The organism is Ruegeria marina, from assembly GCF_900101475.1.
GTDB classification, from domain to species: Bacteria; Pseudomonadota; Alphaproteobacteria; order Rhodobacterales; family Rhodobacteraceae; genus Ruegeria_B; species Ruegeria_B marina.
The window spans coordinates 189,897-215,035 of record NZ_FMZV01000001.1; the positions used below are offsets into that span (position 1 = coordinate 189,897).

Annotated in this window: 26 protein-coding genes and 1 tRNA gene; 13 read left to right on the forward strand and 14 right to left on the reverse strand. The window is 63.6% G+C overall.

Features of this window, described 5'->3' with window-relative positions; genetic code table 11:
• Positions 1-244: 244 nt before the first annotated feature.
• Entirely contained in the window at positions 245-1,864 is a 1,620-nt protein-coding gene (locus tag BLT75_RS00960) for a long-chain-fatty-acid--CoA ligase (protein WP_093026835.1), read from the reverse strand.
• Between the two features lie 188 nt (positions 1,865-2,052).
• On the opposite strand from BLT75_RS00960, the gene BLT75_RS00965 reads away from it, so the two are divergent.
• Positions 2,053-2,523: an acyl-CoA thioesterase gene (locus tag BLT75_RS00965; RefSeq protein ID WP_093026836.1), complete on the forward strand. Its 471-nt coding sequence runs from the start codon at positions 2,053-2,055 to the stop codon at positions 2,521-2,523.
• Here the strand turns inward: BLT75_RS00965 and pgi are convergent.
• The 3 genes from pgi to zwf are packed head-to-tail and all read right to left on the reverse strand — an operon-like array spanning position 2,520 to position 6,238.
• Positions 2,520-4,124 carry a glucose-6-phosphate isomerase gene (gene pgi, locus BLT75_RS00970; RefSeq protein ID WP_093026837.1) on the reverse strand — a complete coding sequence of 535 codons (1,605 nt, stop codon included), beginning with the start codon at positions 4,122-4,124 and terminating at the stop codon, positions 2,520-2,522. The two genes, BLT75_RS00965 and pgi, sit on opposite strands and share 4 nt — an antisense overlap.
• A 9-nt stretch (positions 4,125-4,133) precedes the next feature.
• Positions 4,134-4,805: a 6-phosphogluconolactonase gene (pgl, locus tag BLT75_RS00975; protein ID WP_093026838.1), complete on the reverse strand. Its 672-nt coding sequence runs from the start codon at positions 4,803-4,805 to the stop codon at positions 4,134-4,136.
• Positions 4,802-6,238 carry a glucose-6-phosphate dehydrogenase gene (zwf, locus tag BLT75_RS00980; RefSeq protein WP_093026839.1) on the reverse strand — a complete coding sequence of 479 codons (1,437 nt, stop codon included), beginning with the start codon at positions 6,236-6,238 and terminating at the stop codon, positions 4,802-4,804. Before zwf ends, pgl begins: the two co-directional genes overlap by 4 nt.
• A gap of 158 nt (positions 6,239-6,396) precedes the next feature.
• Between zwf and BLT75_RS00985 the strand changes: the two genes are divergently transcribed.
• On the forward strand, positions 6,397-7,350 hold the full coding sequence (locus tag BLT75_RS00985) for a radical SAM protein (protein WP_093026840.1): 954 nt from the start codon (positions 6,397-6,399) through the stop codon (positions 7,348-7,350).
• A 283-nt stretch (positions 7,351-7,633) separates the two neighbouring features.
• Here BLT75_RS00985 and BLT75_RS00990 read toward each other — a convergent pair whose 3' ends face one another.
• Positions 7,634-7,903, reverse strand: coding sequence for an usg protein (locus tag BLT75_RS00990; protein WP_093026841.1), 270 nt, complete (start codon positions 7,901-7,903; stop codon positions 7,634-7,636).
• Positions 7,904-8,095: 192 nt separating this feature from the next.
• On the opposite strand from BLT75_RS00990, the gene gyrA reads away from it, so the two are divergent.
• Complete coding sequence (gyrA, locus tag BLT75_RS00995; RefSeq protein ID WP_093026842.1) at positions 8,096-10,837, forward strand: DNA gyrase subunit A; 2,742 nt, start codon at positions 8,096-8,098, stop codon at positions 10,835-10,837.
• 119 nt (positions 10,838-10,956) lie between these two features.
• On the forward strand, positions 10,957-11,307 hold the full coding sequence (locus BLT75_RS01000; protein WP_093026843.1) for a DUF6614 family protein: 351 nt from the start codon (positions 10,957-10,959) through the stop codon (positions 11,305-11,307).
• A 9-nt stretch (positions 11,308-11,316) separates the two neighbouring features.
• On the opposite strand, the gene BLT75_RS01005 is transcribed toward BLT75_RS01000, so the two are convergent.
• From BLT75_RS01005 to BLT75_RS01020, 4 genes are all read right to left on the reverse strand, one after another.
• Positions 11,317-11,781: an MAPEG family protein gene (locus BLT75_RS01005; protein ID WP_093026844.1), complete on the reverse strand. Its 465-nt coding sequence runs from the start codon at positions 11,779-11,781 to the stop codon at positions 11,317-11,319.
• 84 nt (positions 11,782-11,865) lie between these two features.
• Positions 11,866-13,335: a carboxypeptidase M32 gene (locus tag BLT75_RS01010; protein WP_093026845.1), complete on the reverse strand. Its 1,470-nt coding sequence runs from the start codon at positions 13,333-13,335 to the stop codon at positions 11,866-11,868.
• Between the two features lie 8 nt (positions 13,336-13,343).
• Positions 13,344-14,486 carry a heme A synthase gene (gene ctaA, locus BLT75_RS01015; protein ID WP_093026846.1) on the reverse strand — a complete coding sequence of 381 codons (1,143 nt, stop codon included), beginning with the start codon at positions 14,484-14,486 and terminating at the stop codon, positions 13,344-13,346.
• Between the two features lie 69 nt (positions 14,487-14,555).
• Positions 14,556-15,302, reverse strand: a complete 747-nt coding sequence (locus BLT75_RS01020) for an RNA methyltransferase (protein WP_093026847.1) — start codon at positions 15,300-15,302, stop codon at positions 14,556-14,558.
• Between the two features lie 201 nt (positions 15,303-15,503).
• Between BLT75_RS01020 and BLT75_RS01025 the strand changes: the two genes are divergently transcribed.
• The 4 genes from BLT75_RS01025 (at position 15,504) to BLT75_RS01040 (ending at position 17,556) form a co-directional block, all read left to right on the forward strand.
• Entirely contained in the window at positions 15,504-16,124 is a 621-nt protein-coding gene (locus BLT75_RS01025; protein WP_093026848.1) for a thiamine phosphate synthase, read from the forward strand.
• Positions 16,125-16,256: 132 nt separating this feature from the next.
• Positions 16,257-16,331, forward strand: a tRNA-Asn gene (locus tag BLT75_RS01030).
• A gap of 185 nt (positions 16,332-16,516) precedes the next feature.
• A complete protein-coding gene (locus BLT75_RS01035) occupies positions 16,517-17,095 on the forward strand; it encodes a YqaA family protein (RefSeq protein ID WP_093027302.1) in 579 nt (192 codons plus the stop codon).
• Complete coding sequence (locus BLT75_RS01040; RefSeq protein ID WP_093026849.1) at positions 17,095-17,556, forward strand: disulfide bond formation protein B; 462 nt, start codon at positions 17,095-17,097, stop codon at positions 17,554-17,556. The genes BLT75_RS01035 and BLT75_RS01040 overlap by 1 nt, the downstream gene beginning before the upstream one ends.
• Before the next feature lie 82 nt (positions 17,557-17,638).
• Here BLT75_RS01040 and BLT75_RS01045 read toward each other — a convergent pair whose 3' ends face one another.
• Positions 17,639-18,064, reverse strand: a complete 426-nt coding sequence (locus BLT75_RS01045; RefSeq protein WP_093027305.1) for an Lrp/AsnC family transcriptional regulator — start codon at positions 18,062-18,064, stop codon at positions 17,639-17,641.
• 109 nt (positions 18,065-18,173) lie between these two features.
• Between BLT75_RS01045 and rocF the strand changes: the two genes are divergently transcribed.
• From rocF to BLT75_RS01060, 3 genes are all read left to right on the forward strand, one after another.
• Positions 18,174-19,100 (forward strand): arginase, encoded by a 927-nt coding sequence (gene rocF, locus BLT75_RS01050; protein ID WP_093026850.1) that lies wholly within the window; start codon positions 18,174-18,176, stop codon positions 19,098-19,100.
• Between the two features lie 21 nt (positions 19,101-19,121).
• Positions 19,122-20,183: an ornithine cyclodeaminase gene (locus tag BLT75_RS01055; RefSeq protein WP_093026851.1), complete on the forward strand. Its 1,062-nt coding sequence runs from the start codon at positions 19,122-19,124 to the stop codon at positions 20,181-20,183.
• Between the two features lie 67 nt (positions 20,184-20,250).
• Positions 20,251-20,592 carry a zinc ribbon domain-containing protein YjdM gene (locus tag BLT75_RS01060; protein ID WP_093027307.1) on the forward strand — a complete coding sequence of 114 codons (342 nt, stop codon included), beginning with the start codon at positions 20,251-20,253 and terminating at the stop codon, positions 20,590-20,592.
• Between the two features lie 72 nt (positions 20,593-20,664).
• Here the strand turns inward: BLT75_RS01060 and BLT75_RS01065 are convergent, their stop codons facing one another.
• Positions 20,665-21,249 carry an HNH endonuclease gene (locus BLT75_RS01065; protein ID WP_093026852.1) on the reverse strand — a complete coding sequence of 195 codons (585 nt, stop codon included), beginning with the start codon at positions 21,247-21,249 and terminating at the stop codon, positions 20,665-20,667.
• Between the two features lie 213 nt (positions 21,250-21,462).
• Between BLT75_RS01065 and BLT75_RS01070 the strand changes: the two genes are divergently transcribed.
• On the forward strand, positions 21,463-22,041 hold the full coding sequence (locus BLT75_RS01070) for an rRNA large subunit pseudouridine synthase E (RefSeq protein ID WP_093027309.1): 579 nt from the start codon (positions 21,463-21,465) through the stop codon (positions 22,039-22,041).
• A gap of 147 nt (positions 22,042-22,188) precedes the next feature.
• Here the strand turns inward: BLT75_RS01070 and BLT75_RS01075 are convergent, their stop codons facing one another.
• The 3 genes from BLT75_RS01075 to BLT75_RS01085 are packed head-to-tail and all read right to left on the reverse strand — an operon-like array spanning position 22,189 to position 23,804.
• Positions 22,189-22,488, reverse strand: a complete 300-nt coding sequence (locus BLT75_RS01075) for a putative quinol monooxygenase (RefSeq protein WP_093026853.1) — start codon at positions 22,486-22,488, stop codon at positions 22,189-22,191.
• A 21-nt stretch (positions 22,489-22,509) separates the two neighbouring features.
• A complete protein-coding gene (locus BLT75_RS01080; RefSeq protein ID WP_093026854.1) occupies positions 22,510-23,175 on the reverse strand; it encodes an alpha/beta hydrolase in 666 nt (221 codons plus the stop codon).
• Positions 23,172-23,804 carry a DNA-3-methyladenine glycosylase family protein gene (locus BLT75_RS01085; RefSeq protein ID WP_093027311.1) on the reverse strand — a complete coding sequence of 211 codons (633 nt, stop codon included), beginning with the start codon at positions 23,802-23,804 and terminating at the stop codon, positions 23,172-23,174. The genes BLT75_RS01080 and BLT75_RS01085 overlap by 4 nt, the downstream gene beginning before the upstream one ends.
• A 100-nt stretch (positions 23,805-23,904) precedes the next feature.
• Here BLT75_RS01085 and BLT75_RS01090 point away from each other — a divergent pair, with 100 nt between their 5' ends.
• The gene (locus BLT75_RS01090; protein ID WP_093026855.1) at positions 23,905-25,122 is read left to right on the forward strand and encodes an MFS transporter; all 1,218 of its coding nucleotides are present in this window, start codon (positions 23,905-23,907) and stop codon (positions 25,120-25,122) included.
• Positions 25,123-25,139 lie beyond the last annotated feature (17 nt).

A 25,139-nucleotide genomic window follows, 5' to 3' on the forward strand; every position in this document is an offset into this window, starting at 1 on the left:
GGCAAGTCCCATGGCAGTACGCCGCCGTTGTGTTGGATGCGGTGCAGGTTGGCCCCTGCCTCCGGTCAGCGCATGATTTGGCCCGCCGAGAAATGAGCAGAACAGGCCTTTTGAATCACGGGATGAGGAATACCCATATTGGCAGCGGGCATATCGAAGCCCGCTGTCCTTTCCGGCGGCACTCTCCCGGCAGGCCTATCCAAACCCGGCTGCTTCAATGGACGTTGACCGGAGTCAGGTGCCCTCAGCCCGTCAGCGCATCCTTGAACTGCTCGCGCAGGGTTCGTTTCAGCACCTTGCCCGTGGCATTGAGCGGCAGCGCATCGACGAAGACCGCCTTGTCCGGCACCTGCCATTTGGCGATCTTGCCGTCGAAGAAGGCCAGCAGCTCCTCCTCGCTCGGGTCCTCGCCGTCGGCCTTGACCGCCACAAGCAGCGGGCGTTCGTCCCACTTGGGATGCGGCACGCCGACCACCGCGGCGGTGGCCAGCTTGGGGTGCGCCACGGCAATGTTTTCCAGCTCGACCGAGCTGATCCATTCGCCGCCCGACTTGATGATGTCCTTGGACCGGTCGCGGATCGTCATGAAGCCGTCCGGGTCCAGCGTGGCGACATCGCCCGTGGCGAACCAGCCGTCCTGCAGCACTTCGGTGTCCTGCATCCGGAAATACCCGTCCAGCACCCAGTGCCCGCGCACCATCAGGTCGCCCTGTGTCACCCCGTCGTTGGGCAGCGTGTTGCCGTCGTCATCGACGATCTTCAGCTCGACCCCATAGGGGGGCCGGCCCTGGTTCTCGCGCAGCCTGTGCTGCGCCTCGACCGGCAGTGCCTTGTGCTTGGCCAAGGGCTGGTTGGTGGTGCCCAGCGGGCTCATCTCGGACATGCCCCAGGCATGGATCGTGTCGACGCCATAGACATCGCGGAAGGTGGCGATCATCGACGGCGGGCAGGCCGAGCCGCCGATCACCGTCCGTTTCAGGCTTTCCAGCTTGCTGCCCCTGGATTTGGCCGTGGCCAGCAGTCCCTGCCAGATCGTCGGCACCCCCAGCGCGATGGTGACGTCGTAGGTGTCGATCAGCCCGACCAGCGCATCCCCGTGCAGATCCGGCCCCGGCAGCACCATGCGCGCGCCCACCATGGCACAGGCATAAGGCGTACCCCAGGCGTTGACATGGAACATCGGCACCACCGGCAGCACCACGTCGGCGGCCGAGAACCCGATGCAGTCGGGCGTGTTGGAGCCAAAGCTGTGCAGCATGGTCGAACGATGCGAATAAAGCACCCCCTTGGGGTTGCCCGTGGTGCCCGAGGTATAGCACAGGCTCGACGCGGTGCGCTCGTCCAGATCCGGCCAGTCGAACCCGGCGTCGCCGGTCTCGATCAGCTCGTCATAGAACTCCAGCCCCGGCAATGCCTCGGCCGCCGCCGCGTCCCGTGGCCCCATCAGCACGAAATGCTCGACCCCGGTCAGATGCTCGCGAATGCCGGCGATCAGCGGCACGAAGGTGGCGTCGAAAAAGACGACCTTATCCTCGGCATGGTTGATGATGTAGATCAGCTGCTCGGGGAAGAGCCGCGGGTTGATCGTGTGCAGGACGAACCCCGCCCCCGACACCCCATAGTACAATTCCAGATGCCGGCGGTTGTTCCAGGCCAGTGTCGCAACCCGCGCCTGCGGCTCCAGCCCCAGCCGCGTCAGCGCCGATCCCATGCGCCGCGCATTGGCGGCGATCCCGGCCCAGCTGGTTTCCTCGATCGCGCCCCCGGTGCTCACCGACCAGATCTGCGTCTGCCCGTGATAGCGCTCCGCATGGTCGATCAAGGACGAAATCACCAGCGGTTGCGTCATCATCTGTCCGAACATGGACGTCTCCTCTCTCTCACTCATTCCAACGCGTGCCTCGTCACAGCCGCGATGTCTCCCCGTTTATATGCGTACCGCGCCGCGCGTTCGCCGCCACGATCCGTCCCGTGCCTGGCACCCTGCCAACACCGGTGAGCCAAGACAATATCCCGCTTGTCATCTGCCGCAACGACAGTTAGCCCGATGTCATGCAGCTTCGATACCACACACCGCTCGACCCCCGGGAACAACTGGCCCATGGTCTGGCCGCGCCGCAGCCGCTGGCGCTGGCCGACAGGGTCCGCTTTGCAGAACTCGACATTCTCAATCACGTCAACAACAAGGCCTATGTCGAGTGGTTCGAGACCCTGCGCGTGGCCTATGTCAACACGCTTTGCCGCCCCTTCTTCGACGGGCCGGAGCCGCGCATCGTGATCCGCAACGCCAACCTGCATTACATCCGCGAGATGGTGCAGGACGAGGATTACATCGTCACCGCCCGCGTCACCGGCTTCCGCCAGTCCTCCTTCACGATGGAACAACAGCTCTGGTCCGGCGACCTGCGCGCCCGGCTCGAGGCGGTGATGGTGGCGATGCAGCCCGACGGCTCGGGCAAGTCCCCCCTGCCCGACCGCCTGCTCCGGCAGTTCATCGACCGCGACGGGGCGCAGCCGGGTTAACGGTTGCGCAGCACGTAGTCGACAAGCGCCGCTGTCGAGCCGTCCTTGCCTTCGGCGCTTTCGGTTCCGTCCACGATGGGCCCAAGGGAGGTCGCCAGTTCCTTGCCCAGCTCGACCCCCCACTGGTCGAACGAGTTGATGCCCATGATCACCCCTTCGACGAACACACGGTGCTCATAGAGCGCCACGATCGCGCCCAGCACCTCGGGTGTCAGCATCGGATAGACCAGCGTGGTCGAAGGACGGTTGCCCTCGAACACCCGGTGCCGCGCCTGCCGTTCCAGCTCGGCGCCCTCAAGGCCTTTGTCCGACACGATCCGGCGCGCCGCCTCCAGCGGGCGGCCGCGCATCAACGCCTCGGATTGCGCCAGGCAATTGGCCACCAGCAACCGGTGGTGATGCGCCAGCTCCGGTTCGTGCCCCCGCGCCGCCAGCATGAATTCGCAGGGCACCACCTGCCTGCCCTGATGGATCAGCTGGTAAAACGCGTGCTGCCCGTTGGTGCCCGGCTCGCCCCAGACGATCGGGCCCGCCGCCTGCACCAGCGCTGTGCCGTCCATCGCCACCGACTTGCCGTTCGACTCCATTTCCAGCTGCTGGAAATAGGCCGGCAGCCGCGCCAGCCGCTGGTCATAAGGCAGCACCGCCCGGCTGGGGTATCCGCAAACCTGGTGGTGCCAGATCCCCACCAGCGCCAGCATCACCGGCATGTTCTCGGCCCAGGGCGCGGTCTGGAAATGCCTGTCCATCATCTGTCCGCCGCGCAGGAAGGAGTCGAAATCCTCAGACCCAACCGCGATCATCAGGCTCAGCCCGATCGGCCCCCACATGGAATAGCGCCCGCCGACCCAGTCGGCAAAGCCAAAGACATGCGCGCCCGGGATGCCGAACTCGGCGGTTCGGTCCTCGGCCGTCGAGACGGCCGCGAACTGCCGCGCCGGATCGCCGCCGCCCGCCACCATCCAATCGCGCGCGGTGCGCGCGTTGGTCATCGTCTCGATGGTGGTGAAGGTCTTCGAGGCCACGATCACTAGCGTCCGCGCCGGATCGAGCCCGCGCAGCGTGTCGGCGATATGCGCCCCGTCCACATTCGACACGAAATGACAGCGCGGCCCGTCATGATAAGGCGCCAGCGCCAGTGTTGCCATCGCAGGCCCCAGGTCGGAGCCGCCGATGCCGATATTGACCACATCGGTAAAGGCTCCCCCGGCGCCTGCGAGCCGGCCCGACCGCACCGCCCCGGCAAACTCGCGCATCCGCGCCAGCGTCGCCCGCACCCCGGGCATCACATCGGCGCCATCCACCAGCACGGGACCGCCATCGAGATTGCGCAGCGCCGTGTGCAGCACCGCGCGCCCCTCGGTCTCGTTGATCGGCGAACCCGAAAACATCGCGTCGCGCCGCTCGGCCAGCCCGGCGCGGTCGCACAGCGCCACCAGTGCCGCGCGCACGGCGTCGTCGATCTGCGTCTTGGAGTAATCCAGCAGCATCTCGCCCGCACGTACCGAAAACCCGGCCGCGCGGCCGGGATCTCCGGCAAACAGATCAACCATCCGGCGCCCGCCCAGACCGGCATGCAAGCTCAGCAATTCGTGAAACATTCAAATTACCTATTCAGCCCAATGTATTGTAATTCCGTCCAGAACCGCCGCAATCGGCGCCTCCTCGGGTGGCATCGAAATCGCCCGCTCCAGCGCAGCGCGCTTGGCCTCGCCATAGATGATCAGATGTTTCGACAAGGCGCCGTCCAGCACCGGCGCGGTCAGCGTGATCCGTGCCTCTGGCTGGGTTTCCGGCCGCGCCACCGCAAGAGTCGGCGCATCGCTGGCCAATGCCGCCTCGAGCCCGGGCATTCCGGGGAAAAGCGACGCGGTGTGCATATCCGTCCCCATTCCCAGCACCAGGACGGAAATCGGCAGGTTCGGGACCAGGGATGCTTCGATTTCCGCCAGGCAATCGTCGGGCTCGACCCCATCCAGGTAGAGCGGCAGGAACCTGGCGGCACTCGCCCGGTTTACCAGCAGCCGCTCGCCGATCAGCCGCGCGTTCGACCGCATGTCGGCCTGCGGCACGCAGCGCTCGTCGGTCGGCAGCACGATCACCCGGTGCCAGTCCACATCCGCGGCGCAGAGACCATCGAACACCGGCCCGGGCGTGGTGCCGCCCGGCACGGCCAGCGTGACCGTCTCATGTGTGAGCAGCGCGGCTTCAAGTTCCCCCGCAAGGCGGTTGGCAAGGTCGATGGCCAACATCTCTCGATCGGGATAGTCTTGTATCTTCATGGATTTATCCCCTGCCAACGGCGACCGTCACGTTTCATCAGCAGTTCGGCGTCGCCCGGCCCGGTACTGCCGCAGTCATAAGGTTTCGGGACATCGCCCCGAGCCTGCCAGCCGGCGATGATCGGGTCGGTCCAGGCCCAGGCGGCCTCGACCTCGTCCCCGCGCATGAACAGCGTCTGATTGCCCCGGATCACGTCCATGATCAACCGCTCGTAGGCGTCGGGCGGGTTCTGGTTCTCCGGCCCCAGCGCCTTGGCGAAACTCATGTCCAGCGGCACGTCGACCAGCCGCATGCCGCCCGGACCAGGTTCCTTGATGGTGACTTTCAGCGTGATCCCCTCGTTGGGCTGCAACCGGATCGACAGCACATTGGCATGCCGTCCCGCCTCCTCGCCAAAGATCGAATGGGGCGCATCCTTGAACATCACGTTGATGATCGAGGACCGTGCCACCAGCCGCTTTCCCGTGCGCAGGTAGAACGGTGTGCCCGCCCATCGCCAGTTGCTGATATGCGCCTTCAACGCCACATAGGTTTCGGTGATCGATCTCGGGTCGCCCACTTCCTCGCGATAGCCGCAACCGGTCTCGGCCGCATATTGCCCGCGCACGATATGATGCGGCTTGACCGGATCCAGCGCCCGGATCACCTTGAGCTTCTCGTCGCGCACCGCATCGGGGTCGAACTTGGCCGGCGGTTCCATCGCGATCAGGCACAACAGCTGCATCAGGTGGTTCTGCATCATGTCCCGCATCGCGCCTGCCTGGTCGTAATAGGCGCCGCGTGCGCCCACCCCCATGCTTTCGGCCACGGTGATCTGGATGTGATCCACGTACTGGCTGTTCCACAGCGGTTCGAACAGCATGTTCCCGAACCGCACCGCCATAAGGTTCTGCACCGTTTCCTTGCCCAGGTAATGGTCGATGCGATAGGTCTGATCCTCGCCGAAATGTGCCGCCAGCGTCCGGTTCAGGGCACGCGCACTCCCGAGATCGTGGCCAAAGGGTTTCTCGACCACGATCCGCGAGTCGGGCGTTGCCAGCCCGTGATTGCGCAACCGTTCCGCCAGCGGTCCGAACAGGTCCGGACTGACCGAGAAATAGAAGGCGCGCACGCCCTCTCCCAGGCAGGCGGCCAGCGAGTCCCAGCCGGCCGGGTCGGTGGCGTCCAGCGAACGATACTCCAGCCGCCGCAGGAACCCTTCCAAATGGCAGGGTTCGGCCTCCTCTGCGCGCAGGCTCTCGGCGATAAGGGCTCGATAGGAATTCGTGTCGTGGTCATGGCGCGCGACCCCGATGATCCGCGCCGCATCGGGGATCTGCCCCGCGGCACAGCGCCGGAACAGCGCAGGCATGATCTTGCGCCGGGCAAGATCGCCCGTGCCGCCAAAAACCACCAGGTCGAACGGATCGACAGGAATAACGCGCGAAACCATGGATCGTGCTTAGCGCCCCGCTGCCGTCCTGTCTACTGTTAGCGCAAACATATCCTCGCTCTCCCCGCATCACAAACCCGTCAAAGTCATTGTGGTGACTTTATCTTTTCCTGCGGTTTGGGCTAGATGAAAAGCGGCACCGCAAGCAGGCAAGCAAGATGAAAGATCAGGCGTACCAGACGGCCAACATAGGTAAGTTTCAGGACAGATTCGTGACAGCCAAGGGCGAGGAGCGCGCCAGCGTGGCCCTGTCGAACCCCGAAACGCTCTGGTTCAACACCGGAACGCTCTGCAATATCGAATGCGCCAACTGTTATATCCTGTCCAGCCCCACCAACGATGCCCTGGTCTATATCACCGCCGACGAGGTGCGCGGATATCTCGACCAGATCGCGGCGCGCCGCTGGCCGGTGCGCGAGATCGGGTTCACCGGCGGCGAGCCTTTCATGAATCCGCAGATCCTTGACATGGCCCGCGCCGCTTTGGACCTGGGGTACGAGGTGCTGATCCTGACCAATGCCATGCGCCCGATGATGCGCAAGAGGATGCGCGAAGGCGTGCGCGCCCTGGCCGCCGAGTTCGGCCAACGGCTCACCTTGCGGGTGTCCGTCGACCACCATACCGCCGCCCTGCACGATGCCGAACGTGGCGCGGGCAGCTTCGCACGCACGCTTCAAGGCATGCAGTTCCTGCGCGATGCCGGTGTCCGGATGACCGTTGCAGGCCGCAGTGTCTGGAACGAGAGCGAGGCCGAGGCGCGCGCCGGCTACGCCGCCTTCTACCGGCAGCACGGCTTCAACATCGACGCACAAGATCACGGTCAGACTGTGCTTTTCCCGGAAATGGACGTTACCGTCGAAGTGCCCGAAATCACCACCGCTTGCTGGGATATCCTGGGCAAGCACCCCGATCAGGTGATGTGCGCAAGTTCGCGCATGGTGGTCAAACGCAAGGGGGCCGATCGCCCCGTGGTGCTGGCCTGCACGCTGCTGCCCTATTCACCGGAATTCGAGATGGGCGAAACGCTCGAACAGGCCGAGGCCAGTGTCCATCTCAACCATCCCCATTGCGCCAAGTTCTGTGTGCTTGGCGGGGCAAGCTGCTCGGCCTGACCCCTCCCGGGGCTGCCGATCGCGGACCCGACTGCTCGGCGCAGCCGAACAGATCGAACTGGTCGAAACCAAGGGGGCAGCGGCCGTAGGTTTACTCCTTGGCGACGCGGCACCGTCGCTGACCCGTCACCGGAACTTGTCGCTTTGCAACACGCACCGCCCGAACGTGAAAACGGGTGAGAGTGGCCTTCACCGGATTATCCTGGCGCATGGAGCCGCAGGTCGTTTCACCCTGTACGAAGCGGTTAATCGACCCGCCGGGACCCGTACGAAAACGGACGATTCAGTGTAACAGGAATTCGCCGACCACGTTGCGCCACTCGCCCGGCGAAATCATCTTGCGATGAGTAAACCGCACCGAATGCAACGGTCCGTCGATCTCGCGCTGCCAGAATTCGATAAAACCGAACAGTTTCGGATGATCGGGGGCAAGGTCGTAATCCTGCCAGACAAAGGTATTCAACACATGTATATGGTCCGGCATCCGGTAGAAGAATTCCGCCGTCGTCAGGCCGTATCCTTTCAGCATCAGTTCGGTTTCACTTGCGCCCATTTTGAACCTCCGTTTAACCCCCGGTTCATCCAGAATGCCAGTTTCCAATAAAAAGTCCATTAAAACAGTGTGTTGGCACTGTTCCGCCGCGGCTGCCAAGCTAATTTCGCTCCATGCATTGCACCTTATGTACGGGGTCTGTTAAGATACGCCCACAATATATAGACCCTGCACAAAGAACGGGCAGCTTACGTGAGCGATACGCCAGAAACCCCTGAAAACGAAGACGAAACACCGCAGGTGCGTAGCGCCTATGCCGGCCCGACCGTCTCCATCGAATCCGAGATGCGAAACTCGTATCTCGATTATGCGATGTCGGTCATCGTCTCCCGCGCGATCCCTGACCTGCGCGACGGTCTGAAACCGGTCCACCGCCGCATCCTATACGCGATGCACGAGACCGGGAATACCCACGACAAGGCCTATCGCAAATCGGCGCGACCCGTGGGCGATGTCATGGGTAAGTATCACCCGCACGGTGACAGCGCGATCTACGACGCCCTCGTCCGCATGGCGCAGGACTTCTCGATGTCGCTGCCGCTTCTGGATGGCCAGGGCAACTTCGGCTCGATGGACGGCGACAACCCCGCCGCCATGCGTTACACCGAGGTGCGGATGGACAAGCCGGCAGCCTTCATGCTGGCCGACATCGAAAAGGAAACCGTTGATTTCCAGGACAATTACGACGGCAAGGATCGTGAGCCCACGGTTCTTCCGGCGCGGTTTCCGAACATGCTGGTCAATGGCGCGGGCGGCATCGCCGTCGGCATGGCGACCAATATTCCGCCACACAACCTGGGCGAGGTGGTCGATGCCACGCTGGCACTGATCGACGATCCAGACCTGACCAGTGAACAGCTGATCGACTATGTCCCCGGCCCGGATTTCCCCACCGGCGGCGTCATGCTGGGCCGCTCGGGGGCGCGCAAGGCCTATCTCGAAGGGCGCGGCAGCGTCATCATCCGTGCCAAGACCCGCGTCGAAGAGCTGCGCAAGGACCGCTACGCCATCATCGTGGACGAAATCCCCTATCAGGTGAACAAGGCGGCGATGATCGAGAAGATCGCCGAGGCGGTGCGGGAAAAACGGATTGAGGGCGTCGCCCATGTCCAGGATGAAAGCGACCGCAACGGCGTGCGCGTGGTGGTCGAGCTGAAACGCGACGCCACGCCCGAAGTGGTGCTGAACCAGCTTTACCGCTTTTCGCCGATGCAGACCTCCTTCGGCTGCAACATGCTGGCCCTGAACGGTGGTCGGCCGGAACAGCTGACCCTGCGTAGATTCCTCACCAGTTTCATAGACTTCCGCGAGGAAGTTGTGGCGCGTCGCACCGCGCATGAACTGCGCAAGGCGCGGGAACGCAGCCATGTCCTGTGCGGTCTCGCAGTGGCCGTTTCCAACGTGGACGAGATCGTCGCGACCATCCGCGCCTCGGCCGATGCCGCGGACGCGCGCGAGAAACTGATGACCCGCCGCTGGCCCGCCGCCGAGATCGCCGGTTACCTGCGCCTGATCGACGATCCCTTGTCCAGGATGAATGACGACGGCACCTATAACCTGACCGAGGTACAGGCCCGCGCCATTCTCGACCTGCGCCTGCAGCGACTGACCCAACTGGGGGTCAAGGAGGTCACGGACGAGCTGGAAACCTTGGCCGGCAAGATCAAGGAATATCTGGAAATTCTAGCCTCTCGCGAGCGCATCATGGGGATCATCGCGGACGAGCTGCGCGAAGTGAAAGACGCCTTTGCCGTTCCCCGCCGGACCGAGATCGTCGACTGGGCCGGCGACATGGAGGATGAGGATCTGATCGAGCGCGAGGACATGGTGGTGACCGTGACCTCGGGCGGCTATATCAAGCGCACTCCACTGGCCGATTTCCGCTCCCAGAAACGCGGCGGCAAGGGAATGAGCGGCATGCAGACCAAGGAAGAGGATGTGGTGACCACCCTCTTCGTGGCCAATACGCATACCCAACTGCTGTTCTTCACCACCGACGGGATGGTCTACAAGCTCAAGACCTGGCGCCTGCCGCAATCGGGGCGCACCGGCAAGGGCAAGGCCATCGTCAATATCCTGCCGATCCCGACCGGCGTTTCGATCGCCGCCATCATGCCGGTAGACGTGGACGAGGAACATTGGGACGATCTGCAGATCTTCTTTGCCACCAGTGCGGGCGATGTGCGGCGTAACGCGCTGAGCGATTTCACCAACGTGAAACGCAACGGCAAGATCGCCATGAAACTGCCCGATGGCGTGGAACTGGTGAATGCGCGCATCTGCTCCGAGGATGACGATGTCATGCTGGTGACCGATGCGGGCCGCGCGATCCGTTTCCCCACCACCGAGGTTCGGGTGTTCAAGGGCCGCGATTCGACCGGTGTACGCGGTGTGCGACTGCTGAACGGCGACAAGGTGGTCTCGATGTCGGTGATCCGCCATTTCGAGGCCGAACCCTGGGAGCGCGCCGAATTCATCAAGCGGTTCCGCACCGACCTGGGCGCCGAGGCGGAGGATGACGGACAGGAGGCCGACGAGGATGCCGCACAGGGCGAAGGCGAACTGACGGACGAGCGCTATCAGGAGATGCTGGACGCGCAGGATCTGATCCTGACGATCACTGTTACCGGCCTGGGCAAACTGTCGTCGTCGCACGATTACCCGGTGCGCGGGCGCGGCGGCCAGGGGGTCAAGGCGATCTCTTCCGGCTCGCGCGGAGGCAAACTTGCGGCTTCCTTCCCGGTCCTGATGGATGACCAGATCATGTTGGCCACCTCCGGCGGCCAGTCGATCCGGGTGCCAGTCGAGGGGATCTCGTTCCGCTCGCGCAGTGCAGGCGGCGTGCGGGTGTTCAACACCGCTCCGGGTGAAGAAGTGGTCAGCGTCGCCCGCATCGCCGAACAGAATGACGAGGATGAGGACGGCGCCGAGTAATCGCGCCGATCCGACCGGACAAGGGCGCGGGAAACCGCGCCTTTTTCTTTGCTCTTTAACTGGTTGGCAATCGCTTTAGGCGCAATCTTGCCGGAACTGTTCCGAGGAGCGTTCCGGCCATGAATCTCTATCACTGTTCGATTGATCTGAAGCATGAGGCAAAGGCATTGGCCTTTGCCGCCGCCGTGGATCACTGGATGGGCTACCTGCAGGGGCGGGGCGTGATCCGTGCCTGGCGGCTGATGCGGCGCAAACTCAATCTCGCGGCCGACAGTTGCCGCGATTTCCTGCTGGAGATCGAATTCGACGACATGACCCAGCTTGACCGCGCCTTTCGGGTGCTGGGCGAGCATGACGAAGAGGTAGAGCGGCTTTACGGCGCAGTTTCGGCCTTGGTCGCGCGGACGGAATTCGGTCTTTACCGACCCTTCCCCGATCCTGAACGTGCCGAACGCATGGCCCTGCTTTAGGACCGCAGCTCAGATCACCAATGTCGCCAGCACATAAAACGCCATGAAGATCACGATGAGGGACCCTGCCGTGTAAAAGGTCGCCCGAACATCGTGGGTTTGCCTGGTTGCATAAGCCACCGCGTGGGCGGCCCGCGCCGCAACGAAACCGTACATCAGGATCTGGGCCAGCCATAGCGGGGGCGAAACCATGACCAGTAGAAAACCCGCCATCCAGAAGCCGGGTATGTTTTCAAGATCGTTCCTGTGCATGCGGCGGGAACGGTCGACATAGTCGTCCAGTTCCAGCTGTTCCGGGCGGGGGTTCGGGTTCAGCGGTGTCTTGCGCAGGTCCTCGGGGCTGACAAAACCGCCGTTGGTCCGCATCATGCGGTATACGGTCATCCATCCCTGCCCCATGATCTTCAACACCAGCAGCGCAGAGGCGATGGCGTAGGTCACGAACACCGGGTTGTTCAGGCTGATTTCGTCCATGGGTGTATTCCTCCGACCAATGCAGCCTAGCACGAAATCACACGGCCGCCATTGGCATGGCGACCGCCGGGCCGGTCTATTTGTTCAGAGCCCGTAGAGCGCTCCGAACTTCGCTTCGAGATAGTCGAGCAGCGGCTCGGGTCCCGGCTCCATCCCGCTGGCACGCGTAATCACGTCGCGCGGTTCGTAAAGTCCGCCGTGTTGCTGGACGTTCTCCGCCAGCCAGCTGGTGGCCCCTGACGTGTCCCCCTCGGCCAGGGCCGCATCCAGATCCGGCACCGCCTGCCGCAATGCCCGATACAGGCAGCCGGCATAGACATTGCCCAGGCTGTAGGTCGGGAAATAGCCGAACAGTCCCTCGGACCAGTGCACATCCTGAAGGCAACCGTTCGAGGGTTTGTCGACCGGATAGCCGAAATCGGCCTCGAAGCGGTCATTCCATGCCGCTTCCAGATCGCAGACCGCAAGATCGCCCGACACCAGCGCGCGCTCCAGTTCGAACCGCAGCATCACATGCAGGTTGTACTGCACCTCGTCCGCCTCGGTACGGATATAGCCGCGATGAACGGTGTTGACCGTAGCATAAAACGCCTCGGGTCCGTCGATGCCGAAATCGCCGAAAACCTCACGCATCTGGCCATATATCCAGCCGGTAAAGGCGCGACTGCGGCCAAGCTGGTTCTCGTAGATCCGGCTCTGGCTTTCATGCACCCCCATCGACACGCCCCGGCCCAGCGGCGTCAGCAGGAAATCGCGGCTGATGTTCTGCTCATAGGCGGCGTGGCCCACCTCGTGAATGGTGGAATAGAAACAGTTGAACGGGTCGAGCGGATTGGTGCGCGTGGTGATCCGCACATCAAGCCCCGAACCCGAGCTGAACGGATGCACCGCCTTGTCCACCCGACCGTGATACATGTCATAGCCAAAGGCGCGTGCGAGACGGCGGCTCAGCTTCATCTGCGCGGCCTCGTCGAAACTGCCGTCCAGTACCTTGGGCGCGGGGCGTTCCAGCACGGCGGCCCGCAGCGCCACCAGCCGCGGGCGCATCGCGTCGAATATCCCGGCGATCTGCGCACCGGTGGTGGCGCGCTCGTAATCCTCGACCAGCGCATCATAGGCATCGCCATCGCCCGCCAGCGCCTGGGCCTCCTGCCGGCGCAGCGCGACAACCTCTTCCAGCACCGGAAGGAAGGAGGCCACATCCTCGTCGGCTCGGGCCTGCGCCCAGATAGCATGCGCGCGCGTAGTCGTACGGGCAATGGCGCGCGCCAGATCCGCGGGCACCCTTGTCGTTCGCTCATAGGCTCGCCGGATCTCGCGCAATTGCGCGGCGCCGGCCAGATCCGGTGCCTCGGCCGCCGCAAGCCATTCGGCCACGCGGGGGTCGCAGCGGCGTTCATGCAGGATCGCGGCCATGGCCGCCTTTTCCTCGCCCCGCTGCGGCGCCGCACCTTTCGGCATCACGGTTTCCTGGTCCCAGCCCAGCCTGCCGGCCACTTGCCCCAGCGCCGAAGTTTCGCGCTGAAATGCCATCAGTTCGTCAAATGCGGTCATGGCCTGGATTATCCCCTGAGAGAGGTTGCAACCGGATAGGCGCAGAGGAACCGCGCCCGAAGGATCAGGACGAACACGACGACCGCCATCAGCTGGTGCAGGATGGCGATGTGCAGCGGCGCGGCATAGAGAACCGTGACGACCCCAAGCACCACTTGCAACAACAGCGCCGCAAATGCCGCGTTGAAGGCAAACCGCGTCTGCGCGTGCGCGCTGCGCCGTCCCCGCATCCAAGCAAATACGCCATAAGCCAGCAACAGATATCCTGCCATCCGGTGAATGAACTGCACCAGACCCGGGCTTTCGAAGAAGTTTCGCCATAGCGGCGTCAACTCGGTCGCATCCGGGGGAAAGAACCGGCCCGCCATCAGCGGCCAGTCGACATAATTGCGTCCGGCGTCAATGCCGGCCACCAGCGCGCCGATCAGGATTTGCAGGAATGCAAAATGCATCCAGCCGGTACCAACGCCAAAAAGTTTTGTTTCTCTGGCGCGGCGGGCCTGCATCAGATCCCGCTCGCTGCGCCCCAAGGCCATCATGTACCAGGCCAGAAGCCCAAGGATCACAAAGGCCAGTCCCAGATGAGTGGCTAGGCGATAGGAGGCGACCGATGTCATCTCCTCTCCCTGGGTGACGCCGGAACTGACCATCCACCAGCCGATCGCCCCCTGGAGCCCGCCCAGGATACCGGGCAGCAAAAGACGCCCTTTCCATCCGACCGGAATCTTGCGCGCGGCCAGAAACCCCGCATAACCCAATGCCCAGACCAGCCCGATCACCCGGCCCAGCTGCCGATGGCCCCATTCCCACCAGTAGATCGATTTGAAATCGGCAAGTTCCATCCACTGGTTCTGCAACCGCCACTGGTCGATCTGCTTGTACTTGTCGAACTCGGCCTGCCATTCTGCCTCGGACATCGGAGGCAGCGCCCCGGTGACTGGCCGCCATTCGGTGATCGACAGACCGCTGTCGGTCAGGCGGGTCAGTCCTCCGACCACGATCATTGCGACCACCAGCGCAAAGAGCACCATCAGCCAGGCGCGAATGGCGCCGCGCGCCCCGCCCCTGCCCCGGTCGATCATGCCCGGCTGCACCGCCGCCTGGCGGCTGTCGCCGGATACTTCCTCAAAGATGCTGCGCTTGCCGCTCATGTCATCCTCTTCGTTTCGTCTTTTCGCCTGCAAGCTAGGGTGCAGGCGCGGCAAGGTCCAGCGCCCGGATCAGCCGCGTTCCTTCCAGCGGACCATCTGCCGCATGATGCCGTGCAGCATCTGGACATCGGCGCGGGTCATCCGCATCCGGCTCCAGAGATTGCGCAGGTTCTGCTTCATGCCTTCGGCCTTGGTCTCGGGGAAAAAGAAGCCTGCCTCCGTCAACCGTTCCTCGTAATGTTCAGCCAGTTTCTCGATCTCCACCCCCGTGGCCCAATCTCCCTTGGGGCCGGGATCGTCCGCCAGATGGACCACGTCGCCCGTCTGGCGCATCCACTCATAGGCCACGAGCAACACACATTGTCCGAGGTTGAGTGAAGCATAGTCCGGGTTCACCGGCACGGTGATGATCGCATTGGCGCGAATGATGTCATCGTTTTCCAGCCCCGCCCTCTCGGGCCCGAACAGCACCGCCACCTTTTCCCCTGCAGCGACCTTCTCGGCGGCGAGTTGCATCGCCTTCTCCGGGCTGAACACCGGTTTCGTCATCTCCCGCGGCCGGGCGGTGGTGGCAAAGACATAGGTCCGGTCGGCCAGCGCGCCCGGCAGATCGCCGAAAAGCTGCGCCTCATCCAGGAGCCGCCCTGCGCCCGACGACATCGCCGCCGCGCGCGGATTTGGCCAGCCATCGCGCGGTTCGACAATACGCATCCTGTCCAAACCGAAATTCCACATCGCCCGCGCCGCCGCGCCGATGTTCTCGCCCATCTGGGGCCGAACCAACACGATTTCGGGTTGGGCCTTGTCGCTTGGCATCTGTCATCTCCAAAATTTCAATCCGCTCTATCCTCCGCACAGCGCACGGGCAACCCCGAGCCTCCCTGGCCTCTTCCCCTTTGGAAAATACTCCCAGGGGAGTCGCCCTCAGGCGGCGGGGGCAGCACCCCTCCTTTCCCGATATTCCCATTGCCGCCCCGATCGGCTAAACCGGCCCAAACCCAGACCAGAGGCCCCGTCATGGATACCCCCGAGCAGCCACAGCTTTACCTGATCACCCCGCCAAGCCTCGACCTCGACCTTTTTCCGGACCAGTTGGCGCGGGTGCTGGACGCGACCGATATCGCCTGTATTCGCCTGGCCCTGGCCACTCGAGACGAGGACACGATCGGCCGTGCCGCCGATGCCTGCCGCGAAGTGGCCCATTCCCGCGATGTGGCGCTGGTGATTTCGGACCACGTGCTGATGGCGCAGCGGTTCGGGCTTGATGGCGTCCATCTGTCGGATTCCGCGCGCTCGGTGCGCACGGCGCGCAAGGATCTGGGCCCCGATGCCATCGTCGGCTGCTTTTGCGGCACCTCGCGCCACGATGGCATGAGCGCTGGCGAAGCTGGAGCGGATTACGTGGCTTTCGGCCCCGTCGGCGCACACGCCCTTGACGATGGCAAAAGGGCCGAGCCCGACCTGTTCCAGTGGTGGTCCGAGATGATCGAGGTGCCCGTGGTTGCCGAGGGCGGCCTCAACATCGACCTGATCCGCGTGCTGTCCCCGCATACCGACTTCTTCGGAATCGGCGAGGAAATCTGGTCCACTCAAAACCCCGGGGAGACCCTCGCAACCCTGGTCGACGCGATGCGTTGACCGGCGCGGGCCGGCCCCTTGCAACAGTCCTGGAGTCATCCCGCCTCAATACAATATGAGGCCCTTTTCCAAAAAATTTCCGCCCAACCCTCTGGACGCCCGGAATCGCTGTTGCTATACGGCGCGAACCGTTCCGGCGTAGCTCAGCGGTAGAGCAGTTGACTGTTAATCAATTGGTCGTAGGTTCGATCCCTACCGCCGGAGCCATCTTTCCAGAACACTTCGTGCCCCCAATTTAATGATGCCTCTCGGCCGGCCAATTTTGCGGTCTCGCCCAAACCCGGTTTAGTGGGGGCGCGGCCGTCCCACGGATGAATAACCCTGGTCGTAATCTGGTTGACCGCGAATTCTTCACATGGTTTGCAGCACTCCGAGACTTGGATGTGCGCAAAATGCTGAATTCTCTCTACAACAGAACCATGGCCCTGGCCTATCACCCGCGCGCAATGTGGGCGCTGGCTGTAGTGGCCTTTCTGGAAAGCTCGGTCTTTCCGATCCCGCCGGACCTGCTGATGATCCCGATGATTCTCGCCCGTCCCTCGCGCGCCTGGGCAATCGCGCTGGTGGCGTTGGTGGCCTCGGTTCTGGGAGGGGTGCTCGGATATGCCATCGGCGCCTTTTTCTACGAGAGTGTCGGCGCTCCGATTCTCCAAGCCATGGGCAAGGCCGAGGCGATGGAGGCGTTCAATACGCGTTTCAACGATTTCGGCTTCTGGGCGGTGCTGACCGCCGGGGTGACCCCCTTCCCCTACAAGGTGATCACCATCATGTCGGGCTGGACCGGTATGCCGCTGGCAACCTTCGTGGCCACCTCGATTCTGGCCCGCGCGCTTCGCTTCTTCCTGGTCGCCGCGCTCTTGTGGAAATTCGGCGCACCCGTCCGTGATTTCATCGAAAAACGCCTCGGCCTGGTGCTGACCGTCTTCATGGCGCTGCTGATCGGCGGCTTTCTATTGGTGAGGTACCTCTGATGTCCCGCAAGACCCTGATCCTTCTGGCCGCCGGTGGATCTGCCGCGCTTCTATTGGGGGCCTGGGCCTTCCAGTACATCGGTGGTCTTGCCCCCTGCAAGATGTGCATCTGGCAGCGCTACCCGCATGGCGCGGCGGTCCTGATCGGCGCGCTGGCGCTGGCTACCGGCTGGCGGCTCCTGCCCTGGGCCGGGGCGCTTGCGGCGCTGACCACCTCCGGCGTCGGCTTCTTTCACGCCGGCGTCGAACAGGGCTGGTGGGAAGGCCCCACCACCTGCACCTCCGGCCCCATCGGAGGGCTCAGCGCCGAACAGCTGATGGAGCAGATCATGAACGCGCCACTGGTGCGCTGCGACGAGATTCCCTGGCAGATGCTGGGCATTTCCATGGCCGGCTGGAACGGGCTGATCTCGCTGGCGCTGGCGCTGCTCTGGCTGCTGGCGGCGACCCGTCGCAGCTGACCAGCCTTTCATCTTTTCCCAAATACTCCGGGGGCAGGTGACAAAATTCTGCGAATTTTGCACCGGGGGGTGGCGCCCCCTGTCAGGTTGATTTCTTAGTTGACAGCAGCAGGCTGGTCTCGCTCGCCTGTACCCCTTCGAACATCCGGATCTTGGCCAGCGCCGTGTCCAGATCTTCCAGCGTCTCGGTGCCAAGTTCGACAATCAGGTCCCAGCGCCCATTGGTCGAGTGAATGGCGCGTACCTCTTTCAGACCCTGCAATTGCCGCGTCACCCGCGCTGCGCCACGGCCTTCGATCTCGATCATCATCAGCCCCCGCACCGGATCATTCAGCACATCCTCTTTCAGGACAACCGAAAATCCGAGGATATCGCCCCTCTGAACCAGACGCTCGATCCGGGCCCGCACCGTGGTCCGCGACAGGTTCAGTTGCAAAGCCAGATCGGAAAGCGACGCGCGCGCGTCATGTCTGAGCGCAGCGACCAGGCGTTCATCCGTTTTGTCCATCTTCATGTCCATTTTGATAAATCCACGCACAACATGATCAAATATCACACTTGGTTTCAACGCGTTTCGAACAGAAATTGGTGCAAGCAAAGTTAAACACTGTGAAAAGATGACCTCCAGACGTTGTATCCTGATCGGTGCGCCCGTCGACAGCGGCAAGCGACGCACCGGCTGCCTGATGGGGCCGGACGCCTACCGCACCGCCGGGCTTGCCGAGGCGCTGTCCGATCTCGGCCATGTGGTCGAGGATCTGGGCAATCTGACGCCGGCCGAACATGGCCCCGAACCGGACGGCACCCATCTGCATCAACCGAACCGGACCATCGGCTGGACCAACCGCCTGATCCGCGCCGCCGAGCAGGCGATGCCGCGCGGCCTGCCCATCTTTCTGGGCGGCGATCACGCGCTGGCGCTCGGCAGCGTGGCGGGCGTGGCAAACCATGCCGCCCGGATGGGCCGCCCGCAATTCGTGCTCTGGCTCGACGCGCACAGCGACTACCACACGCCCGAAACCTCCACCTCCGGCAATCTGCACGGCACCCCGCTGGGCTATGTGACGGGGCGCAGCGGCTTTGCCGGCTTCCCGGTGATCACCAACCCGGTGAAACAGGAAAACATCTGCATCATCGGCCTGCGCTCGGTCGACCGCCCCGAACGCGAAGCGCTGCAACAGACGAAGATCCGCTTTCACGACATGCGCCAGATCGACGAAACCGGCATTGCCCGGCCGCTGGCCGCCTTTCTCGACACCGTGGCGGCGGCGAACGGCATGCTGCATGTCTCGCTCGATGTCGATTTCCTCGACCCGTCCATCGCGCCCGCCGTCGGCACCACCGTGCCCGGCGGCGCCACCATCCGCGAAGGTCACCTGGTGATGGAGATGATCTGCGACAGCGGGTTGATGACCTCGCTCGACCTGGTCGAACTGAACCCGTTTCTCGACGAACGCGGCCGCACCGCCCAACTCATGGTCGATCTGGCCGCCTCTGCCCTGGGCCGCCGTGTCTTCGACCGTCCGACGCAAAGCTATTCCTGATCGGCCCGGAAAGGATCCCAAATGACCACCCTCCCCCCTTCGGACAAGGCGCTCGTTCCCTTCGTCTCGGTCGATCACATGATGCGGCTGATCCACCATATCGGTGTCGAAGAGATGATGCGCGGTATCGCCGAATACATAGAAGCCGATTTTCGCCGCTGGGAAAACTTCGACAAGACCCCGCGCGTGGCCAGCCATTCCCCCGTCGGCGTGATCGAGTTGATGCCCACCTCGGACGGCGAACTCTACGGCTTCAAATATGTCAACGGCCACCCCAAGAACACCAGGGAGGGGTTGCAGACCGTCACCGCCTTCGGCCTTCTGGCCTCGGTCGAGACCGGCTATCCGGTACTGCTGAGCGAGATGACCATGCTGACCGCGCTGCGCACCGCCGCCACCTCGGCCATGGTGGCGAAATACCTTGCGCCCGAAGGTGCGCATACGATGGCGATGATCGGCAACGGCGCGCAATCGGAATTCCAGACCCTGGCGATGAAGGCGATCTGCGGGCTGAAGACCGTGCGTCTCTACGACATCGACCCGACCGCCACCGCCAAGGCCGCCCGCAACCTGGCGAGTCAGGGGATCGAGGTGGTCAGTTGTAACTCGCCGGAAGAGGCGATCGAAGGCGCCCAGATCCTGACGACATGCACCGCCGACAAGCAATATGCGACCATCCTGACCGACAACATGGTCGGTTCGGGCGTACATATCAACGCCATCGGCGGCGACTGCCCGGGCAAGACCGAACTGGCCGCCGCGATCCTGCACCGCTCGGACATTTTCGTCGAATACCCGCCCCAGACCCGGATCGAGGGCGAGATCCAGCAACTGGCGCCCGATCACCCGGTGATCGAGATGTGGCAGGTGATCGCCGGCAAGGTCCCCGGCCGCACCTCGGACCGGCAGATCACCCTCTTTGACAGCGTCGGATTCGCCATCGAGGATTTCTCGGCGCTGCGCTATGTGCGCGACCAGCTGATGACGACAGGTTTTTATCATGCCCTTGACCTGCTGGCCGATCCCGACGATCCGCGCGACCTGTTCGGAATGCTGCAACGGGCAGCTCCCGTCGTTGCCTGAGGCGTACCGGGGCGCCGCGGCGCGCCCGGCCTTGCGCTCCGGCAATGCTGTTGCTATGGCCGCGACCATGCCCGACACGCTCCCGCCTTGCCCCGAATGCGCCTCTGCCTTCACCTATCAGGTGGATGCCCTGCTCAACTGTCCCGAATGCGGTCACGAATGGCAGGCGGGCGAGTCCGCGCCTGCACTGGCCGAGGTCCGCGACAGCGTCGGCAACCTGCTGGCCGACGGCGACAGCGTCACCGTGATCAAGGACCTCAAGGTCAAGGGCAGCTCGGCCGTGGTCAAGGTCGGCACCAAGGTGCGCAACATCCGGTTGGTGGATGGGGATCACGACATCGACTGCAAGGTGCCCGGCATCGGCCAGATGGGGCTCAAGTCGCAATTCGTGAAGAAAGCGCCGGACTGACCCACCGGAACGGAATGGGCAAAACGGTCAATCCGCGTCCGTATGCCCGTACAAAACGGTCAAGACCCGTGTTCACGCATCCAGTTCGGCATCCCAGTAGAGATAATCGATCCAGCTGTCATGCAGGTGATTGGGCGGGAACTTGCGGCCCACATTTCGCAACTCCTCTGCCTGCGGCCGACGCGGCGGCCGGCGCAGGGCCATCCCGGCCTGACGCAATGATTTCGAACCTTTACGCAGATTGCAGGGCGCGCAGGCGGCGACCACGTTCTCCCAGCTTGTGACCCCGCCCGCGGCGCGCGGCACTACGTGGTCAAAGGTCAGATCCCCCTTGCCGCCACAGTACTGGCAGTGGAATTCGTCGCGCAAAAACAAATTGAAGCGCGTGAAGGCCACGCGCTTCTGGGGTTTTACATAGTCTTTCAGAACCACCACCGAGGGTATTCGGATCACCACGCTCGGGCTACGGACGACCTCATCGTATTCGGCCACGATATCCACCCTGTCCAGCCAGGCAGCCTTGATCGCCTCCTGCCAGGGCCAGAGCGACAGCGGGTAATAGGACAGCGGACGGTAGTCCGCGTTCAGAACCAGCGCCGGGTGGTGTTTCAACGCCCCCGGTTCCCTTACGAAATCCGTTCTGAAATCGCCATCCATCTCGGACTCTCTCCTCGCCCCGGACCGCCTCTTGCCTGTCCCGGAGCGGGGAGCACCCGCCCCGGCATAATTTGACTATATATCGTGGTCGGCCTCTGGCAAGTCCTGATTATCCACTACATGTCGCCCTTCGAATAGCTTGCACAGGTAACAGGCGCATGACGGTTATCCACAGGCTTGCCGGGTCGTGCACGGATCGTTATGGGCAATAGCATGGCATGGTTCATCCGCTTCAACAAACCTTATGACGTTCTGTCCCAGTTCACCGATCGCGGCAGTGCCGGTTCATCGCGCCAAACCCTGTCGGATTTCATCGACCTGCCGGGCGTTTACCCCGCCGGACGCCTGGACCGCGACAGCGAAGGGCTGATGCTGTTGACGGACGACGGGCGCCTGCAGGCGCGTATCGCCGACCCCAGGCACAAGATGGCCAAGACCTATTGGGCGCAGGTCGAAGGCATCCCCGATGCCGCGGCGCTGCGCGCGCTGGCCGAAGGGGTCGATCTGAACGACGGCCGCACCCGCCCGGCGCGGGCCCGTCTGATCGACACACCGCCCGACCTGTGGCCGCGCAATCCGCCGATCCGGGTACGCAAATCGGTACCGGACAGCTGGATCGAGTTGACCATCCGCGAAGGCCGCAACCGGCAGGTGAGGCGGATGACCGCCGCAGTGGGCCACCCCACGCTGCGCCTGATCCGCGCCCGCATCGGCGACTGGACGATCGACGGGCTGGCGCCCGGCCAGTGGGAGACCCTGCCCGCCCCCGCGCACCCGCGATCTGGACATTGAACCGGACACGGCGCCCTTTTCCGAGCAAAGCCGCGACAGGTCTTCTTTCTGGTCAAAAAATACTCCCGCCGGAGGCATCCGCCGCCAAAACCGCGTGATCGGCCTGTGTTTGTTCTCACGCCGGGCACACAAGCCGGGTCGATCCGCTCAGAGAGAGACTTTCTCTCCACCTTCGCGCCGGTAGACATCACGCGAAACCACGCCTGCCCTTGCCAGGGCCGCGCGGAAACGTGCCATGTGCGGGGTTGCGAAATGCGCTTCGAGAGCGGTCAGATCCTGCCACTCCTCATAGACACGAAACCGGGTTTCCTGCCCCAGGACCTGGCTGAACTCGTAAACAATGCAGCCGGGCTCCTTCAGGGTCTCGGCAACCATTTCCGCAGCCGCCGCACGGGCAGTCTCAACCCCGTCCTCGGCAATCTCGATCACTCCGGTCACGATCAGCATCTCTGTCTCTCCAGGCGGAAGTCACAGGCTCAGCTTGTCGCGCATGAAGGCCAGCGCCACGCTCAGCCCGTCGGGCGCGATGCCGTGACCGGTGCCTTTCATCACATGGGCATAGATCTCCTTGAACCCTGCTCCCTGCAACGCTTCGGCCGCCTGCGGCAGCGATTGCGGCGGCACCATCTCGTCGGCATCGCCATGCACCAGCAGGATCGGCATCCGGCTGACCACCTCGTCGGCCAGCAATTCCGGTTCCAGCAACCGCCCCGAAAAGGCAACGATTCCCGCGACCGGGTCCTCGCGCCGGGGCGCGACATGCAGGCTCAGCATGGTTCCCTGGCTGAAGCCGAACAGGACCACCTGTTCGGGCAACAGATCCTCGTCCACCATCAGCGCATCGAGAAAGGCGTTGAAGTCTTCGATCGCGGCAGCCATGCCGCGGCGGGCCTCTTCCTCGGACGAGCCATCCAGCCAGGGAATCGGGAACCACTGGAAACCGAAAGGCATGCCCGGAATGGTTTCCGGCGCGTCCGGGGCAACGAACAGCGTATCCGGCAGATGTTCTCCCAGAACATCGGCGATCCCCAGCAAATCGGCCCCGTTGGCGCCATAGCCATGCACGAAAACAACGGCCGAGCGCACCGCACCTGAAACCGGCTCCTTGCGAAGCGCATTCAAAACCCGCGTCATCTGATCCCTTCCCTGTCCTTGGCTACCCGGTAATAGGCCCAGAGCACCCGCGCCGCAACCGACCGCCAGGGCGACCAGTCCAGCGCCATCTGCCGCAGCGCCTTTTCGCTGGGGCGCGCGGGCAAGTCGTAGAGCACACGGGCCGCTTCCTGCAAGGCCAGATCGCCGGGCGCAAAGACATCGGCGCGCCCCAGGCTGAACATGGCATAGATCTCGGCCGTCCAGACGCCGATACCCGGCACCCGGACCAGTTCGGCAACGACATCGGCATCAGGCGCAGACCGCAACGCCTTGAAATCAACCCCTGCGGCGGCAAGTTCACGGGCATAGCGGATCTTCTGCCGGCTCAAGCCCGCTTCCCGCAACGCGTCGTCCGACGCCGCGATGATCCTGCGCGGATCAGTCAATCCGGCGTCTTGCATACGCTGCCAGATGGCCTTGGCCGAGGCGACGCTGACCTGTTGGCTGACGATGGCACCGAGAAGTTCGGCAAACCCGTCCGGGCGTCTGCGCAATGGCAAGGGGCCGGTCAGGCTCAGCGCATGGGCCATGCGCGGACAGCGGACGGCGAGCCATTCGGCGCCCTCGGCCACGCAGTCCGGCGTTTCGATGATGCGCCCCACGTTCATCAGTTTCCCTGTAGATTCCCGAACCCTTTGCAGGTTAAGCGGATCACATTGCGTTTCAACCGGCTTGTGGTTGAACAAATTCAAGGTTACGCATTCGTCCATGACAGCAATCGATATACATGTGAACGACAGCCGGGCCAAACGGAACGTGGCCGTTCTGGTCGCCGCACAGGCGATCCTGGGCGCCCAGATGCCGATGATCTTCACCATCGGCGGCCTTGCAGGCCAATCCCTGGCCAGCAATCCCTGCCTGGCGACCTTGCCGATTTCGCTGATCGTGCTGGGGTCGATGCTTGCCGCGACCCCGATCTCGGCCATCATGCAGAAATGGGGCCGCCGGGCGGGGTTCTTCGTCGGGGCGGCCGCCGGCGCCTGCGGGGGCCTGGTCGGGGCCTACGGGCTCTACCTGGCCTCCTTCCCCCTGTTCCTTGCGGGCAGCCTGCTGACCGGCATCTACATGAGCGCGCATGGCTTCTATCGATTCGCAGCCGCCGATACCGCATCGGATGCCTTCCGGCCCAAGGCGATTTCCTATGTCATGGCGGGCGGTCTTGCCGCCGCAATCATCGGGCCGCAACTGGTCAAGGCCACCTCGGACGCCTTTGTCATCCCGTTCCTGGGCACCTATCTGGCGGTGATCTCGGTCAACCTGATCGGGGCGACGCTGTTCTTTTTCCTCGACATCCCACGCCCGCCTGTCCCGTCCGCCGACAGCCCGCGGGGCCGGTCACGTCTGGAGCTGCTGAAAACCCCGCGTATCGCGGTGGCGGTGATCTGCGCCATGGTCTCCTATGCGCTGATGAACCTCGTGATGACCTCGACCCCGCTTGCCGTGGTGGGCTGTGGCTATACGCAAGGCGATGCGGCGGATGTGGTCACCAGCCATGTCCTGGCCATGTATGTCCCAAGCTTCTTCACCGGCCACCTGATCGCCCGGTTCGGGGTGGAGAAAATCGTGGCATCGGGTCTTGTGATCCTGGCGGCGGCCGGAGTCGTGGCCCTGCAAGGCGTCGATCTGAACAACTTCTTTGTCGCGCTGATCCTGCTGGGTCTCGGCTGGAACTTTGGCTTCATCGGCGCAACGACCATGCTGGCGGGCGCCCATGAACCGCACGAACGGGGCCGCATGCAGGGGTTGAACGACCTGCTGGTGTTTGGCGGTGTGACGGTTGCTTCGCTGTCCTCGGGCGGACTGATGAACTGTTCGGGCGGCACACCGGTCGAAGGCTGGACCGCCGTCAACCTCGCGATGGTGCCTCTGCTGACACTGGCCGGCGGCGCGCTGATCTGGCTGGTGCTGCGCCCCAGGGAAGCCTGAGCACTGTTCAGGCGCCC